A 15371-nucleotide genomic window follows, 5' to 3' on the forward strand; every position below is an offset into this window, starting at 1 on the left:
CGATTGCCTCAGCGCTTGGTCGCCGCGGCCAGCATCAGCGCTTTCATCTCGGCCACCGCCTGCCTGAAGCCGACGAACAGGGCGTGGGCGACGATGGCGTGGCCGATGTTCAGCTCGTTGATGCCGTCGATGGCCGCGACCGGCTCGACATTGTGGTAGTGCAGGCCATGCCCGGCGTTGACGATCAGGCCGAGGGAACGCCCGAGGGCCACGCCCTCGCGTACCCGCTGCAGCTCGCGGGCCTGCTCCTCGGGGTCTTCGGCGTCGGCGTAGCGACCGGTATGCAGTTCGATAGCCGGCGCGCCGACCCGGGCGGAGGCCTCGATCTGCCGCGGATCGGGATCGATGAACAGCGACACTTCGCTGCCCACCGCAGCCAGGCGTCGCACCGCGTCGCGGATGCGCTGTTCCTGGCCGGCGACGTCGAGGCCGCCCTCGGTGGTCAGTTCCTCGCGGCGCTCGGGGACCAGGCAGCTATGCGCCGGCCGGATCTCCTCGGCGAAGGCGAGCATTTCCTCGGTGACCCCCATCTCGAAGTTCATCCGCGTCTGCAGCACTTCCTTGAGCACCCGCACGTCGCGTTCCTGGATATGCCGGCGGTCCTCGCGCAGGTGCACGGTGATACCGTCGGCGCCGGCTTCCTCGGCGTCCAGGGCGGCCTTCACCGGGTCCGGATAGCGGGTGCCCCGGGCCTGGCGCAGGGTGGCGACGTGATCGATGTTCACGCCGAGCAGAATTCGAGTGGCTTCAGTCACGGGGTGACTCCTTACGGTTCATGAACAGCTCGCGGCTGACCAGCGGCCGGCCGCCCAGATGGGGAGCGAGCGCCTGGCGCATCAGGCGCTTGGCCGCCGCCAGGGCGCCGGGGGCGCTCCAGTCGGCGTCGGCCATGGATAACAGTTCGGAGCCCTGGAACAGCCCGGGTTGCAGTTGCGCCACCGGCTCCAGGCCGGCCTCTGGCAAAAGCTGGTACAACGCCTGCGGCTCGATCGGGCGCCCATCGATGTCGACATCGAGAGCGAAACCATAGCCCAGTTGCTCCAGCAGGCGCCATTCGAACGCGCGCAGCAGCGGTTCGATGGGGCGCCCCGCCGCCAGCAGCGGCAGGGTCGCGGCGTAGTGGGCGAAGATTTCCGGCTGCGGGTCTTCCGCCGGCAACAGGCGGATCAACAGCTCGTTGAGGTAGAGACCGCTGAACAGCGCCTGGCCATTGAGCAGGTTGGGAACACCGGCGCTTTCCAGGCGGGCCACGGTCTTCAGTTCGCCGCGCCCGCGCCACTCCGCTTCCAGCGGCACGAATGGCCGCGCCAGGGCGCCAGCCTTGCCGCGGGCGCCGCGCAGGACCGCGCGCAGGCGACCCAGCGGGGTGAAGAAGTCCACCAGGGCGCTGGTTTCCTTGTACGGCCGGCTATGCAGCACGTAGGTGGCTTGGGCGGCGGCGAAGGACATGGCGGGTCGACCGGGCGCGAGAGGGATGGCGCCCGGCTGGCGCCGGGCTGCCGGGAACGGTCAGAGGTCGCCGTAGCCCAGCGAGCGCAGGGCGCGCTCGTCGTCGGACCAGCCGCCCTTGACCTTGACCCAGAGGTTGAGCATGACCTTGGAGTCGAACAGCACTTCCATGTCCTTGCGCGCGTTCTGGCCGATGCTTTTGATCCGCTCGCCCTTGTCGCCGATGATGATCTTCTTCTGCCCCTCGCGCTCCACCAGGATCAGCGCATGGATATGCAGGATGCGACCTTCCTGCTTGAACTCCTCGATCTCCACGGTGATCTGGTAGGGCAGCTCGGCGCCTAGCTGGCGCATGATCTTCTCGCGGACCAGCTCGGCGGCCAGGAAGCGGCTGCTGCGGTCGGTGATCTGGTCTTCGGGGAAGAAGTGCTCGCTTTCCGGCAGACGCTCGGCGACCAGCTTCTCCAGCACGTCCAGGTTGGTCCCGTGCTGCGCCGAGATCGGTACTATCTCGGCCTTCGGCAACTGCTGGGTGAGCCATTCGAGGTGCGGCAGCAGGTCGGCCTTCTCCTCGATGCGGTCGGTCTTGTTCACCGCGATCAGCACCGGGCAACTGACGTACTGCACGCGCTCCAGGACCATCTGGTCCTCTTCGGTCCAGCGGGTGCGGTCGACCACGAAGATCACCACGTCGACATCCTTCAATGCCGCGCTGGCGGTACGGTTCATGTAGCGGTTGAGGGCCTTCTCGCCGCTCTTGTGCAGGCCGGGCGTATCGACGTAGACGGCCTGCACCTCGCCCTCGGTCTTGATCCCGAGCATGTTGTGACGGGTGGTCTGCGGCTTGCGCGAGGTGATCGCCAGCTTCTGCCCGAGGATGTGGTTGAGCAGGGTGGACTTGCCCACGTTGGGGCGGCCCACGATCGCCACGTAGCCGCAACGGCTGCCGGCGGGGATGTCGTCGTGCATGTCAGTCATGGCCATTCTCCACGCCCAGGGCCACCAGCGCGGCGGCCGCGGCCACCTGCTCGGCGATGCGGCGGCTGCCGCCGTGCCCGTGGGTCTTGTCGCTCAGCAGGGCCACTTCGCAATCGACGAAGAAGGTCCGGCAATGGGGTTCGCCCTGGATATCCACCACCTCGTAGCGCGGCAGGTCGCAGCCACGCGACTGCAGGAACTCCTGCAGGCGGGTCTTGGGGTCCTTGTTGGTGTCCACCGGGGTCAGCTCGCGCAGTTGCGGTCCGAGCCAGGCGATGATCCGCTCGCGCGCGGAGTCCATGCCGGTATCCAGGTAGATGGCGCCGATCAGGGCTTCCATCGCATCGGCGAGGATCGACTCGCGGCGGAACCCGCCGCTCTTCAGCTCGCCCGAGCCCAGCCGCAGGTAGTCGCCCACCTCGAAGCCGCGCGCCAGCAGGGCCAGGGTCTCGCCCTTGACCAATCGCGCGCGCAGGCGCGAAAGCTGGCCTTCGCGAGCCTGCGGGAAGTGGTGGAACAGCGCCTCGCCGATGACGAAGTTGAGAATGGCGTCACCGAGGAACTCCAGGCGCTCGTTGTTGCGCCCGGCGTAGCTGCGATGGGTCAGGGCCAGGACCATCAGGTCCCGGTCTTTGAAGGTATAGCCGAGCTTGCGCTCGAGTCGGTCCAGCGAATTACTCACGGCATGCGTACACGGAATTCTTTGTCGAAGTGGACCACCAGGTCGATGTTGCTGATCAGTGGCTCGCGTTTTTCATATTTCAGGTGCGCCCGGAATTGGTTGTCTTCCAGTTGCACCTCCAGGGCCTTCTCCAGGTCCAGGTTGCGGATGCCGTTGATCTGCATCCCCTTGCCGACGTAGCTGTAGAACTCCGGCACGGAACGCACCTCGGCCGCCTTGTCGGTCTCCACGGAAGTGATCACCTTCTCCAGCGAGTAGTAATCCATGTAGTGCGGGATGATCTTGAACGCGGCGCTGGCGAAGAACGCCACCACGCCCAGCACCACCAGCCACCCCAGCAGGGACATCCCCTTCTGCGAACGCGCGAACCTCATGTCGGACCTCATGTCAGTGTAGTTATTCCGTCCAGCGAGCGGTAACGCCATCGGGCAGGGCCCTGCGGCGGCGTTCGCGGAAGTGAAAGCGGGGCTGCCCTCGGGAGCAGCCCCGCTTCGCGATTATTCAGCAGGAGCGCCCTTCCGCGTGGCGAACCTGCGCACAGGTCAGTGAATCACGCCGACCCGGGAGAAGTTCGGCAGGTTGCTCATCTTCGGATCGGGCCAGCTCATCCACACGGCGAAGGCCTTGCCGACGATATTGCGGTCCGGAACCATGCCCAGCAGATCCTTGGGGATCTTCGGATCGTTCCAGTAGCGGCTGTCGTTGGAGTTGTCGCGGTTGTCGCCCATCATGAAGTAGTGGCCGGCGGGAATGGTCCACTGGCGGTCGGGCTCGATGCGATAGCGGCTCATTTCCTTGCGGATCAGGTGCTCGGCCTGGCCCAGCTTCTCCTGGTACAGCGTCACGCTGCCCAGGGTGCCCGGTTCCTCGCCGACCAGCTTCTCCGCCACCAGCTCGCCGTTGACGTACAGGCGCTTTTCCTTGGTATAGCGCACGGTGTCGCCGGGCAGGCCGACCACGCGCTTGATGTAGTTGATGTTCGGTTCGCTGGGATAGCGGAACACCATGACATCGCCGCGCTGCGGATCACCGATCGGGATCACCTTGGTGTCCAGCACCGGCAGGCGGATACCGTAGGCGAACTTGTTGACCAGGATGAAATCGCCGACCTCGAGGGTAGGTTTCATCGACCCCGAGGGAATCTGGAACGGTTCGACCAGGAAGGAACGCAGCACCAGCACGATGAACAGTACCGGGAAGAACGACTTGCCGTACTCCACCAGCAGCGGTTCCTTGTTGAGCTTCTCCAGCACTGCCGGATCGGGCTCGTTCACCTGCCCTTCGTAGGAAGAGATCGCGGCCCGCCGACGCGGCGCGAACAGCACCAGGTCGACCAGGGCCAGGGCGCCGCATACAGCCACGGCGATGACCAGCAACAACGGGAAATTGAGTGTCATGGGTTCTAGCTATCCACTTTGAGCACGGCGAGGAAGGCTTCCTGGGGAATTTCCACGCTACCGACCTGCTTCATCCTTTTCTTACCAGCCTTCTGCTTCTCCAGCAGCTTGCGTTTACGGCTCACGTCGCCACCGTAACACTTGGCCAGCACGTTCTTCCTGAGCGCCTTGACCGTCGAGCGGGCGATGATCTGCCCACCGATGGCTGCCTGGATCGCCACGTCGAACATCTGCCGCGGGATCAGTTCCTTCATTTTCTCCACCAGCTGGCGGCCCTTGTAGGGGGCGTTGTCGCGGTGGACGATCAGGGCGAGGGCGTCGACCTTCTCGCCATTGATCAGCACGTCGAGACGAACCAGGTTGGACGGCTCGAAACGATCGAAGCTGTAGTCCAGGGAAGCATAGCCGCGGCTGGTGGACTTGAGGCGATCGAAGAAGTCGAGCACCACCTCGTTCATCGGCAGGTCGTAGACCACCTGCACCTGGCCGCTGAGGAAGTGCATGTCGCGCTGCACGCCGCGCTTCTCGATGCACAGGGTGATCACGTTGCCCAGGTGGTCCTTGGGCACCAGGATGGTGGCGCGGCAGATCGGTTCGCGCATTTCCTGGATCGACGCCAGGTCCGGGAGCTTGGACGGGTTGTCGACGTAGATGATCTCGCCGTTCTTCTGCACGATCTCGAAGACCACCGTGGGCGCGGTGGTGATCAGGTCCAGGTCGTATTCGCGCTCCAGGCGCTCCTGGATGATCTCCATGTGCAGCATGCCGAGGAAACCGCAACGGAAGCCGAAGCCCAGGGCTTCGGAGCTTTCCGGCTCGTATTGCAGCGACGAGTCGTTGAGGGTCAGCTTCTGCAGGGCGTCGCGGAAGTCCTCGAAATCGTCCGAGCTGACCGGGAACAGGCCCGCGTAGACCTGCGGCTTGACCCGCTTGAAGCCCGGCAGGACCTCGACGTCCGGCGTGTTGTTCAGGGTCAGCGTATCGCCCACCGGCGCGCCGTGGATATCCTTGATCCCGGCGATGATGAAGCCCACCTCGCCCGCCTTCAGGTCGACGGTCTCGGTGTGCTTCGGAGTGAATACCCCGACGCTGTCCACCTGGTGGACCTTGCCGGTGGACTTCACCAGGATCTTGTCGCCCTTCTTCACCCGGCCGTTCTTCACCCGTACCAGCGAGACCACGCCGAGGTAGTTGTCGAACCAGGAGTCGATGATCAGCGCCTGCAGCGGCGCCTCGATCTCGCCTTCCGGGGCGGGGATGGCGGTCACCAGGCGCTCCAGCACCTCCAGCACGCCCATCCCGCTCTTGGCGCTGCAGGCCACGGCGTCGGTGGCGTCGATGCCGATGATGCTCTCGATTTCCTCTTTCACCCGCTCCGGCTCGGCCTGGGGCAGGTCCATCTTGTTCAGCACGGGCATCACTTCCAGCCCCTGCTCGATGGCGGTGTAGCAGTTGGCGACGGACTGCGCCTCGACGCCCTGGCCGGCGTCCACTACCAGCAGCGCGCCCTCGCAGGCGGCCAGCGAGCGGCTGACTTCGTAGGTGAAGTCGACGTGGCCGGGGGTATCGATGAAGTTGAGCTGGTAGGTCTTACCGTCCTGCGCCTTGTAGTGCAGGGTCACGCTGTGGGCCTTGATGGTGATCCCGCGCTCGCGCTCCAGGTCCATGGAGTCCAGGACCTGGGCCTCCATTTCGCGATCGGAGAGGCCGCCGCACATCTGGATGAAGCGATCGGCCAGCGTCGACTTGCCATGGTCGATATGGGCAATGATGGAGAAATTGCGGATATGGCTCAGGTCGCTCACGGCTCAACACACTCGAAAAGGGCAAGGGCGGCAATCCGCCGAAAAATAGCCGGGGAGTTTACCTGATGCTCGGGCAAGGCGTCACGCAGGTAACGGATTGACGGGCATGAAAAAGGGCGGTGGAAACCGCCCTTTTTTCGCCAGCCGGCTTATTCGGCCAGCTTGAAGGTAATGAAGCTGGCGCGTCCCTGGCGCAGCACCCGCATCGAAACCGAACGGTTCTTCGGCAGGGCCTTGGCCACGTCGGCGAAGACCTTGGTCGAGGTCACCGCCTTGTTGTCCAGGTGGGTGATGACATCGCCCGGACGCAGGCCGATGACCGCGGCCGGACCGTCCTGGACTTCCTTGATCACCACGCCGCCCTGGATATCCAGGCTCTTGCGCTGCTCGGCGGTCAGGTCGGCGACGGTCACGCCCAGGCGGTTGCTGCTGCGCTCGGCGCCCGGAGCGCCCATCGAGGCGATTTCCTCGTCGTCGTCCGGAAGGCTGCCTACCGCCATGCTCAGGGACTTGCGCTGGCCGTTGCGAATCACGTCCAGGTTGATCTTGTCGCCCGGCTTCATGTTGCCCACCAGGTGCGGCAGGTCGGCGGACTCGTTGATCGACTGGCCGTTCAGGCTGAGGATCACATCGCCCACCTGCAGGCCACCCTTGGCCGCCGGGCCGTCTTCCACCAGTTGCGCCACCAGCGCGCCGGACGGCTTGTCGAGGCCGAAGGACTCGGCGAGATCCTTGTTCACTTCCTGGATCACCACGCCCAGCCAGCCGCGACTGACCTTGCCGGCTTTCTTCAACTGGTCGGCGACGTTCAGCGCGACATCGATCGGAATGGCGAAGGACAGGCCCATGAAGCCGCCGGAACGGGTGAAGATCTGCGAGTTGATGCCGACCACTTCGCCCTGCAGGTTCAGCAGCGGACCGCCGGAGTTACCCGGGTTGATCGCCACGTCGGTCTGGATGAAGGGTACGTAGCTCTCGTTCGGCAGGCTACGCCCCTTGGCACTGACGATACCGGCGGTGACCGAGTGATCGAAGCCGAACGGCGAACCGATGGCCAGGACCCATTCGCCCACTTTCAGCTTGTTCGAATCGCCCAGTTTCAGGGTCGGCAGGTTCTTCGCCTCGATCTTCAGCACCGCCACGTCGCTGCGCGGGTCCGCGCCGATCAACTTGGCCTTGTGCTCGCTACGGTCGGACAGGCGCACCAGGATCTCGTCGGCATCGGCCACGACGTGATTGTTGGTGAGGATGTAGCCGTCGTTGGAGATGATGAAGCCGGAACCCAGCGATTGCGCCTCGCGCTGCTGGCCGCGCGGATTGCGCGGAACCTGCGGGATGCTGCGCTCGAGGAAGTCGCGGAACATCGGCGGCAGCCCTTCGAGGTCGGGGATCGACAGCTGCCCGCGTGCCATGGCGCGATCCGGCAGCTTCTGCCGCGTACTGATATTCACCACCGCCGGCGACGCCTGTTCGACCAAAGGCGTGAAGTCCGGCAGTTCTGCCCGGGCCGTCATCGCCAGGCTCAAGGCCAGCAAGGCCACCATCGCAGCCATACAGCGTTTTAGGGTATGCATCGACTACAGCTCCCGTGATGTTCGAGGGAAGAGAAAGACTCAGGCCGAATCGGACGGCCCGGAAATCAGCGCTCGCAGAACCACCGGCTGCGAGGCTGGATCATCGGCATGACGACGAGCATGCCGACGCACCAATAGCCAGGCCGCCAGCAAACCCGCCAGCCCGGACACGATGATCAGAGGTTCGACAAAGCCCGCCCGGGTCGCCAGCAATGCTGCCACGAAAAACCCGAGCAGAGGGAAAAGATAGAAGAGGACGGAGGCGCGCAACAACAGGTCTTCATGAATTCCTAGGACGACCGCATCGCCGACCCGCAGGCTCAGGTCGCTCAACGCGCGCACCCGGGCACGCCCCGCGCCGACGCCCAGGCGCTGCATCAGCCCCTGGCCGCAACCGGCATTGGCCGAGCAGGACGAGCAGGTACTGCGGCGCACGGTCTCGACCCATACCGCTCCCGGCTCGGTCGCCACCACTCGCCCCTGCTCCTCGATCATTTCTGGGCGGCGGCCTCGGGCCGGATGGACAGCGCCACCCGCTCGGCGGTGCCCAGCGGCACTTCGCCGACGACGGTCACCATCTGGCCGCCGTCATCGGTCTGCAGGCGCTTGGAAACCACCACGGTCGGGCCGAGCTGGCTGCGCGCGTCGCCAACCATGGCACCGTGCAGCGGCTCGATGAACACCGAGAATCGTGCCAGGCCATCGCCATAGGTCAGGCAGGCGACCGGATCGGGGGTGACCGGACTGCGACGCATGAAACTGCGGGTCAGGGTGAAACCTGGCGGCAGCCATTCCGAGCGCCAGGCCACGGTCTTCTCGCCGTCGGCCTTGGCCGGGCCGACGACCTGGCATTCGGCGCCCGCCTGCAACTGGTCTTCGGCAGGTGCCGCGCCGGTATTCAACTGGGTGAACTGGAAGCGCTCGAGCAACTGCCCCTTCTCGTTCAGCAGCAGCGACTTCAACGGCAGGCCGGTGTCGCGGTCCAGGTGCAGCTCGAAGCCGTAGCGATGCTGGTCGCGCGGAGTCACCGCAAGGACCACTGCCGGGCGGCCGGCGACACGGGATTCGCCGACCAGGCGCAGGTCGTACCAGGAAGCCAGCTGGGAGGGATCGAACTTGCGCACCGGCCACAGCTGGGCATCGGCCAGTTGGTCGGCAAGGCCGCCGCTGATGCACTGGGTGCGCCCGTCGACCCGGACCACTTCCTGGCGCGCGCCGTCGAGCTGGAGCAGGCGCTCGCGAACCGCACCATCGCTCTCCACGCGATGCCAGATCTCATGGGTGGAGAAGCTGCCATTGCGCTCGTAGACGAAGGAGCCTTGGAAACTGTTCTGGCGATCGGCCTCGGCGAGACGATTCAGCCAGTCGGAAGCGTCGGCAGCCTGAGTAGCGGGAACCGCCATCAGGCTGCCAAGCAAAAGCAACAGGGAGGTGGTGCGCATGTCTCTCCTCAGCGGTTTTCCAGGCTGGCTGCCCGAGCGTAGGGCAGCGCGCTCTCTGTACCACTGACGGCGGATTGTTGCACGTGCTGACGCAGGTAGATCGGCAGACGCTGCTCATGCCAGCGGGTATCGCTGGACGAGGAGTTGGTGATCACCTGCGGCGCCCCCTGCTCTTCGCTGTAGCCGGCCAGCACGGCCGGGCCTTTCACCTGAGGCAGGGCGATCTGCGGGGTGGTCCCCTGTTGCGCCATCTGCGGCAGGGCGTCGTTCTGGTTGTACAGACGCACGCCGGCCAGCACCGCCAGGGTCACCGAGGCAGCGACCGCCAGGCGACCGACCATCCGCCACGGTCCCTTCTCCGCTTTCGGCGGAGCGGCCTCGTCGGCCAGGGCAGCAGAGACCGCCGCAGCGATATCCAGCTTCGGCAGGGTAGGCTCGCGGTGCATGACGGACCGCGCCAGCTGGTAACGCGACCAGGTGGAACGCAGCTCGGCATCCTCGCCGCAAGCTGCGAGCACCCGCCGCAACTCGAGTTCATCCGCTTCGTTATCCATCACAGCGGACAGAGTTTCCTGCAGGGCTTCACGACTCATAGCGATACCTCTCTTGGCATTTGCCGCTGTGTCAGGCTTCTCGCAACAAAGGCTGCAGAGCTTTGTCGATTGCTTCACGAGCGCGGAAGATCCGCGACCGTACCGTCCCCACCGGACACTGCATCACGGTGGCGATATCTTCGTAACTCAAACCTTCGAACTCGCGCAGGGTCAGGGCCGTGCGCAAATCCTCGGGCAACTGCTGGATGGTCTGGTGCACGGTGGCCTCGATCTCATCCCGCAACATCGCCCGTTCCGGCGACTCGATGTCCTTCAGGGCGTGGTCGCCCTCGAAGAACTCCGCATCCTCTGCGGTCACATCGCTGTCCGGTGGCCGACGCCCGCGAGCGACCAGGTGGTTCTTCGCGGTGTTGATGGCGATCCGATACAGCCAGGTATAAAAAGCACTATCGCCGCGGAAATTGCCGAGCGCACGGTATGCCTTGATGAAGGCTTCCTGCGCTACGTCCTGGGCTTCCTGGGCGTCGTGCACGAACCGCACGATCAATCCCAGTATCTTGTGCTGGTATTTCAGTACCAGCAGATCGAAAGCCCGCTTGTCTCCGCGCTGTACCCGTTCAACCAGTTGCTGATCCTGTTCCTGGGTTAGCATGAAAGCTCCTCTTCGAACCTGGAGGAGCTTCGAGCGTCCCAGCGAATCGTCTTGCCAAGATAGACTCGGGCTTCTTGCAAAAGTTCTCCCCTCCAAGCATGCGTCACGAGTTTTTTCCTCGCTCGTGACGTGCGGCCCCGGACATCGTGTCCGGGCCCCGCGAAAATGGATTGCATCGGGCTCAGGGCCCGGCCTCTGTGCCGCTGGGTAGGCCAACCGGACGAGGTCTTCAGGCATCCTGCTTTGGAACCGATGCGTCTAAGAAAGTTCCAGCACTACATCGCCCCGCTCTGATGACGCCTGCCGATGACAGGCCCGCAGCTCATCCGCCGGACCGGCAGCGGGGGTGCGCTATTGTGCCGCCAGGCCCTTCTATATACTAGGGCTCCACCACGGGGAAATGCGGGCATGAGCCAACATTATCAACACGATGTACTGGTCATCGGCAGCGGCGCCGCCGGCCTGAGTCTGGCCTTGACCCTTCCGGAACACCTGCGCATCGCCGTCCTCAGCAAGGGCGAACTGTCGCAGGGCTCGACCTACTGGGCCCAGGGCGGCGTGGCCGCCGTGCTGGACGATACCGACACCGTGGAATCCCACGTCGAGGACACCCTGGTCGCCGGTGGCGGCCTGTGCCGCGAGGATGCGGTGCGCTTCACCGTGGAGCATAGCCGCGAAGCGATCCAGTGGCTGATCGAACAGGGGGTGCCCTTCACCCGCGACGAGCAGCACAACCACGAGGAAGGCAGCTTCGAATACCACCTGACCCGCGAAGGCGGGCACAGCCACCGGCGCATCATCCATGCCGCCGACGCCACCGGCGCCGCGATCTTCAATACCTTGCTGGCCCAGGCCCGGCGGCGACCGAACATCGAGTTGCTGTCGCAGCGGGTGGCGGTCGACCTGATCACCGAGCGCAAGCTAGGCCTGCCGAGCAAGCGCTGCCTGGGCGCCTACGTGCTGAATCGGGAAAGCGGCGAAGTCGATACCTTCCGTGCCCGCTTCACCGTGCTGGCCTCCGGTGGCGCGAGCAAGGTCTACCTTTATACCAGCAATCCCGACGGCAACTCCGGCGACGGCATCGCCATGGCCTGGCGCGCCGGCTGCCGGGTCGGCAACCTGGAGTTCAACCAGTTCCACCCGACCTGCCTGTACCACCCGCAGGCCAAGAGTTTCCTCATCACCGAGGCATTGCGCGGCGAAGGCGCCCTGCTCCGCCTGCCCAATGGCGAGCGTTTCATGCCGCGCTTCGACCCGCGTGGCGAGCTGGCGCCCCGGGATATCGTGGCCCGCGCCATCGACCATGAAATGAAGCGTCTGGGGATCGACTGCGTCTACCTGGACATCAGCCACAAGCCGGCCGAGTTCATCAAGGCGCACTTCCCCACCGTCTACGAGCGCTGCCTGGACTTCGGCATCGACATTACCCAGCAACCGATCCCGGTAGTGCCGGCCGCTCACTATACCTGCGGCGGCGTGCTCGTCGACCAGCACGGGCATACCGACGTGCCGGGCCTCTACGCCATCGGCGAAACCACCTTCACCGGCCTGCACGGCGCCAACCGCATGGCCAGCAATTCGCTGCTGGAATGCTTCGTCTATGCCCGCTCTGCCGCCGCCGACATGCTCCAGCGCCTGCCCGGCACGCCCGTGCCGGAAAGCCTGCCGAGCTGGGACGCCAGCCAGGTCACCGACTCCGACGAGGACGTGATCATCGCGCACAACTGGGACGAACTGCGGCGTTTCATGTGGGACTACGTCGGTATCGTGCGCACCAACAAGCGCCTGCAGCGCGCCCAGCACCGGGTACGCCTGCTGCTCAGCGAGATCGACGAGTTCTACAGCAACTACAAGGTCAGCCGCGACCTGATCGAGTTGCGCAACCTGGCACTGGTCGCCGAACTGATCATCCGCTCGGCCATGCAGCGCCGCGAAAGCCGGGGCCTGCACTACACGCTGGATTATCCGGACCTGCTGCCCGAAGCCCGCGACACTATCCTGGTGCCGCCCATCTACGGCGACTGAAGCGCAGGCGGACACGCAGGCGCCGATGGCTGTCGGCGCCCAATGCATCGGCCGGGATACAGCAGCCAAGGATGCGCCAGCGGCCCGGCAGGCGCACGCGCAGTACGATCAGCCAGGGCAGCGCCAGGCTGTCAGGGCGCAATTGCACCGCTTGCCAGCCGCTTCCGGCGCTCCACAGCTGCCAGCCCCGCTCGTCATGGCGCACGCCGCGGAAGGCCCGCGAGCCGCGCAGCAGTACCTGGCGGTACAGCCCCCAGGCACCGTAGGCCAGGCAGACCAGCGCAAGCGGCGGCTTCAGCCAGACCGGCAGCGCCGCCAGCAGGATCGACAGCAGCGCCAGGGCCCACAGTGCCAGGCTCGCCGCCAGCAGGATCGGAGAGACCCGCCAGCGGCATTCGAACGGCTCAATCCGGCTGGACACGGTCCAGGATCATCCGCACCATCCGCCGCAGGTCGGCGTCTTCCGGCTCGCCGCGCTGCATGAACCAACCGAACATGTCCTGGTCCTCGCACTCCAGCAGCTTGCGGAAGCGCGCCTGGTCCTCGGCGTCCAGGCCCGGGTAAACCTCCTGCACGAAAGGCACCAGCAGCACATCCAGTTCCAGCATGCCGCGACGGCTGTGCCAGTAGAGTCGTTTCAGTTCGGTTTCATCTGCCATGTTCGGGCTCCTCGAAAACGCCCGGCATTATAGGGCGGTTGCGCTCGAATGGCGCGGCCCGATGACGAGGCGTCGCTCCGCCGGCGTCCGCCCTTGGTCGTATTGCCCGGCAAACCAAGGGTATCCGCGCGGGACGCAGGCCCATGCCGACGGCGGCCTCGGAAGTGTCCGACAACCGTCAAGGCGGATGCGCCAGGCATTCTTGCCCGCTGACAAGCCTCGGACCGAGTTCTATGATGACGGTCCTGACTGACTGACCGCGCAGCATCGCAATGGCCGACCCCGCTTTCCACACCCCGCTAGTCCATGAAGGCATCCTCGCCGTCCGCGGCCCTGACGCCGCCAAGTTCCTCCAGGGCCAGCTGACCTGCAACCTCGCCTACCTCAACGACGAGACCTCCAGCCTCGGCGGCCGCTGCAACATCAAGGGCCGCCTGCTATCGAGCTTCCGCATCCTGCCCGAGGGCGACGGCCTGCTGCTGGCGATGGCCGGCGAGCTGCTCGAGGCCCAGTTGGCGGACCTGAAGAAATACGCCGTATTCTCCAAGGCCAGCCTTGCCGACGAGAGCGCAGCCTGGCTCCGCATAGGCTTGCGCGACGCCAGCGAGGCACTGCGCGCCCTGGGGATAGACACCCCGGCGGAGAGCGGCAGGATCGCCCGCCACGGCGACCTGCTCGCCGTCGCCCTGGGCGACGCCCGCGTCGAGCTATGGGTTCCGGCGCAGCGCGCCGAGGCGGTGCTTGCCACGCTCCGCGAGCACAGCCGCGAGGCGCCGCTCGACGATTGGCTGCTCGGCCAGGTGCGCGCAGGCATCGGCCAGGTGTTCGGCGCTACCCGCGAGCTGTTCATCCCACAGATGATCAACCTGCAGGCGGTCGGCGGGGTCAGCTTCAAGAAGGGCTGCTATACCGGCCAGGAAATCGTCGCCCGCATGCAGTATCTCGGCCGCCTCAAGCGCCGCCTGTATCGCCTGGCGCTGGACGCAGACGAGGTGCCGGCGCCCGGCACCGGGCTGTTCTCGCCAGTCCATTCCACCAGCGTCGGCGAAGTGGTACTGGCCGCCCGTACGCCGGAGAACAGCGTGGAATTGCTCGCCGTGCTGCAGGACGACGCCGTCGCCGACGGCCGGATCAGCCTCGGAAGCGCCGAAGGAGCGCCGCTCGTCCTCCTCAATCTGCCTTACACGCTGGACAGCGACCGCGAAATCCAGCGCTGACCGTAAACTGTGCCTCGCCGTCCGCGGACGGCCCGCCAGTATTCCCATGGCCGGTGCACGTAGAGCGTGCTCCGGCCATTGCGTTTTCAAAGGAAATGCCATGAGCAAGCTTGCCGACAAAGTCCAACAGGACCTGATCCGCGCCATCGATCAGGATGAACTGGTGCTGCCGACCCTGCCCGAGGTGGCCCTGCAGGTCCGTGAGGCGGCGGAAGACCCGGATGTCAGCATCCAGGCCCTGAGCAAGGTGATCGGCAACGACGCGGCGCTGACCGCGCGCATCATCCGCGTGGTGAACAGTCCGCTGCTGCGCAGCCCGAAGGAAATCACCGACCTGCAGATGGCGATCAGCCGGCTGGGCATCAACTACACCTGCAACCTGGCCACCGGCCTGGCCATGGAGCAGATGTTCCAGGCCACCACCGACGTGGTCGACCGCAAGATGCGCGAAGTCTGGAACAAGAGCACCGAGATCGCCGGCATCTGCCACGTGCTGGCCCGTCACTACACCCGTCTGGCGCCGGACCAGGCGACCCTGGCCGGGCTGGTGCACCAGATCGGCGTGCTGCCGATCCTCACCTACGCCGAGGATCACAACGAGCTGCTGTCGGACTCCATCAGCCTGAGCCATGTGATCGAGCGCATCCATCCGCTGATCGGCGAGCGCATCCTCAAGGCCTGGGATTTCCCCGCGCCGATCGCCGAGGTCCCGCGCCAGCACCTGGACTTCACCCGCAACTCGCCGCGCGCGGACTATACCGACCTGGTCCAGGTCGCCACCCTGCAGAGCTACCTTGGCAGCGAGCATCCCTATACCCGCCTGGACTGGAGCCAGATCCCGGCGTTCGCCAAGCTCGGCCTCGAGCCGACCGTCGACATGAAGGAAGACGAGGACCTCTCCAGCGCCCTGGAAGCCGCCACCAGCATGCTGCAATAG

Annotated in this window: 17 protein-coding genes; 3 read left to right on the forward strand and 14 right to left on the reverse strand. The window is 65.4% G+C overall.

What is annotated here, in order from left to right; translation table 11 throughout:
* Positions 1-8: 8 nt before the first annotated feature.
* From pdxJ to rpoE, 12 genes are all read right to left on the reverse strand, one after another.
* Positions 9-755 (reverse strand): pyridoxine 5'-phosphate synthase, encoded by a 747-nt coding sequence (gene pdxJ, locus LJF27_RS28645; RefSeq protein WP_003101974.1) that lies wholly within the window; start codon positions 753-755, stop codon positions 9-11.
* Entirely contained in the window at positions 748-1449 is a 702-nt protein-coding gene (recO, locus tag LJF27_RS28650; protein ID WP_003101972.1) for a DNA repair protein RecO, read from the reverse strand. Before recO ends, pdxJ begins: the two co-directional genes overlap by 8 nt.
* Positions 1450-1509: 60 nt before the next feature.
* Complete coding sequence (gene era / locus LJF27_RS28655; RefSeq protein ID WP_010793857.1) at positions 1510-2427, reverse strand: GTPase Era; 918 nt, start codon at positions 2425-2427, stop codon at positions 1510-1512.
* Complete coding sequence (gene rnc / locus LJF27_RS28660; RefSeq protein ID WP_003085565.1) at positions 2420-3109, reverse strand: ribonuclease III; 690 nt, start codon at positions 3107-3109, stop codon at positions 2420-2422. Before rnc ends, era begins: the two co-directional genes overlap by 8 nt.
* Complete coding sequence (locus LJF27_RS28665) at positions 3106-3483, reverse strand: DUF4845 domain-containing protein (RefSeq protein WP_003085562.1); 378 nt, start codon at positions 3481-3483, stop codon at positions 3106-3108. Before LJF27_RS28665 ends, rnc begins: the two co-directional genes overlap by 4 nt.
* A 168-nt stretch (positions 3484-3651) precedes the next feature.
* Positions 3652-4506: a signal peptidase I gene (lepB, locus tag LJF27_RS28670; protein ID WP_003101969.1), complete on the reverse strand. Its 855-nt coding sequence runs from the start codon at positions 4504-4506 to the stop codon at positions 3652-3654.
* 5 nt (positions 4507-4511) lie between these two features.
* Positions 4512-6311 carry a translation elongation factor 4 gene (lepA, locus tag LJF27_RS28675; RefSeq protein WP_003085555.1) on the reverse strand — a complete coding sequence of 600 codons (1800 nt, stop codon included), beginning with the start codon at positions 6309-6311 and terminating at the stop codon, positions 4512-4514.
* 149 nt (positions 6312-6460) lie between these two features.
* Complete coding sequence (gene mucD / locus LJF27_RS28680; RefSeq protein WP_003114183.1) at positions 6461-7885, reverse strand: serine protease MucD; 1425 nt, start codon at positions 7883-7885, stop codon at positions 6461-6463.
* Positions 7886-7924: 39 nt separating this feature from the next.
* Entirely contained in the window at positions 7925-8380 is a 456-nt protein-coding gene (gene mucC / locus LJF27_RS28685) for an alginate biosynthesis regulator MucC (RefSeq protein WP_003101962.1), read from the reverse strand.
* Positions 8377-9327 carry a sigma factor AlgU regulator MucB gene (gene mucB, locus LJF27_RS28690; RefSeq protein WP_017002466.1) on the reverse strand — a complete coding sequence of 317 codons (951 nt, stop codon included), beginning with the start codon at positions 9325-9327 and terminating at the stop codon, positions 8377-8379. The genes mucC and mucB overlap by 4 nt, the downstream gene beginning before the upstream one ends.
* An 8-nt stretch (positions 9328-9335) precedes the next feature.
* Complete coding sequence (gene mucA / locus LJF27_RS28695; protein WP_003101958.1) at positions 9336-9920, reverse strand: anti-sigma factor MucA; 585 nt, start codon at positions 9918-9920, stop codon at positions 9336-9338.
* A gap of 31 nt (positions 9921-9951) precedes the next feature.
* On the reverse strand, positions 9952-10533 hold the full coding sequence (gene rpoE, locus LJF27_RS28700) for an RNA polymerase sigma factor RpoE (RefSeq protein ID WP_003085543.1): 582 nt from the start codon (positions 10531-10533) through the stop codon (positions 9952-9954).
* A 408-nt stretch (positions 10534-10941) separates the two neighbouring features.
* Between rpoE and nadB the strand changes: the two genes are divergently transcribed.
* Complete coding sequence (nadB, locus tag LJF27_RS28705; RefSeq protein WP_003101954.1) at positions 10942-12558, forward strand: L-aspartate oxidase; 1617 nt, start codon at positions 10942-10944, stop codon at positions 12556-12558.
* Here nadB and LJF27_RS28710 read toward each other — a convergent pair.
* Both LJF27_RS28710 and LJF27_RS28715 read right to left on the reverse strand, forming a co-directional pair.
* Positions 12527-12979: a protein YgfX gene (locus tag LJF27_RS28710; protein ID WP_003114181.1), complete on the reverse strand. Its 453-nt coding sequence runs from the start codon at positions 12977-12979 to the stop codon at positions 12527-12529. The genes nadB and LJF27_RS28710 overlap by 32 nt on opposite strands.
* Positions 12963-13217: a succinate dehydrogenase assembly factor 2 gene (locus LJF27_RS28715; protein WP_003085532.1), complete on the reverse strand. Its 255-nt coding sequence runs from the start codon at positions 13215-13217 to the stop codon at positions 12963-12965. The genes LJF27_RS28710 and LJF27_RS28715 overlap by 17 nt, the downstream gene beginning before the upstream one ends.
* A gap of 272 nt (positions 13218-13489) precedes the next feature.
* Here LJF27_RS28715 and LJF27_RS28720 point away from each other — a divergent pair, with 272 nt between their 5' ends.
* Both LJF27_RS28720 and LJF27_RS28725 read left to right on the forward strand, forming a co-directional pair.
* The gene (locus LJF27_RS28720) at positions 13490-14434 is read left to right on the forward strand and encodes a YgfZ/GcvT domain-containing protein (protein ID WP_003101947.1); all 945 of its coding nucleotides are present in this window, start codon (positions 13490-13492) and stop codon (positions 14432-14434) included.
* A gap of 100 nt (positions 14435-14534) precedes the next feature.
* On the forward strand, positions 14535-15371 hold the full coding sequence (locus LJF27_RS28725; protein WP_003085528.1) for an HDOD domain-containing protein: 837 nt from the start codon (positions 14535-14537) through the stop codon (positions 15369-15371).

The organism is Pseudomonas sp. 203-8 (assembly GCF_020708595.1).
GTDB lineage: Bacteria > Pseudomonadota > Gammaproteobacteria > Pseudomonadales > Pseudomonadaceae > Pseudomonas > Pseudomonas aeruginosa.

Excerpts from the sequence above, each read along its gene's own strand:
- recO (WP_003101972.1), bottom strand. The coding sequence starts at position 1,449 with ATGTCCTTCGCCGCCGCCCAAGCCACCTACGTGCTGCATAGCCGGCCG.
- era (WP_010793857.1), bottom strand. The coding sequence starts at position 2,427 with ATGACTGACATGCACGACGACATCCCCGCCGGCAGCCGTTGCGGCTAC.
- LJF27_RS28665 (WP_003085562.1), bottom strand. The coding sequence starts at position 3,483 with ATGAGGTTCGCGCGTTCGCAGAAGGGGATGTCCCTGCTGGGGTGGCTG.
- lepB (WP_003101969.1), bottom strand. The coding sequence starts at position 4,506 with ATGACACTCAATTTCCCGTTGTTGCTGGTCATCGCCGTGGCTGTATGC.
- mucD (WP_003114183.1), bottom strand. The coding sequence starts at position 7,885 with ATGCATACCCTAAAACGCTGTATGGCTGCGATGGTGGCCTTGCTGGCC.
- mucC (WP_003101962.1), bottom strand. The coding sequence starts at position 8,380 with ATGATCGAGGAGCAGGGGCGAGTGGTGGCGACCGAGCCGGGAGCGGTA.
- mucB (WP_017002466.1), bottom strand. The coding sequence starts at position 9,327 with ATGCGCACCACCTCCCTGTTGCTTTTGCTTGGCAGCCTGATGGCGGTT.
- mucA (WP_003101958.1), bottom strand. The coding sequence starts at position 9,920 with ATGAGTCGTGAAGCCCTGCAGGAAACTCTGTCCGCTGTGATGGATAAC.
- rpoE (WP_003085543.1), bottom strand. The coding sequence starts at position 10,533 with ATGCTAACCCAGGAACAGGATCAGCAACTGGTTGAACGGGTACAGCGC.
- nadB (WP_003101954.1), top strand. The coding sequence starts at position 10,942 with ATGAGCCAACATTATCAACACGATGTACTGGTCATCGGCAGCGGCGCC.
- LJF27_RS28715 (WP_003085532.1), bottom strand. The coding sequence starts at position 13,217 with ATGGCAGATGAAACCGAACTGAAACGACTCTACTGGCACAGCCGTCGC.
- LJF27_RS28720 (WP_003101947.1), top strand. The coding sequence starts at position 13,490 with ATGGCCGACCCCGCTTTCCACACCCCGCTAGTCCATGAAGGCATCCTC.
- LJF27_RS28725 (WP_003085528.1), top strand. The coding sequence starts at position 14,535 with ATGAGCAAGCTTGCCGACAAAGTCCAACAGGACCTGATCCGCGCCATC.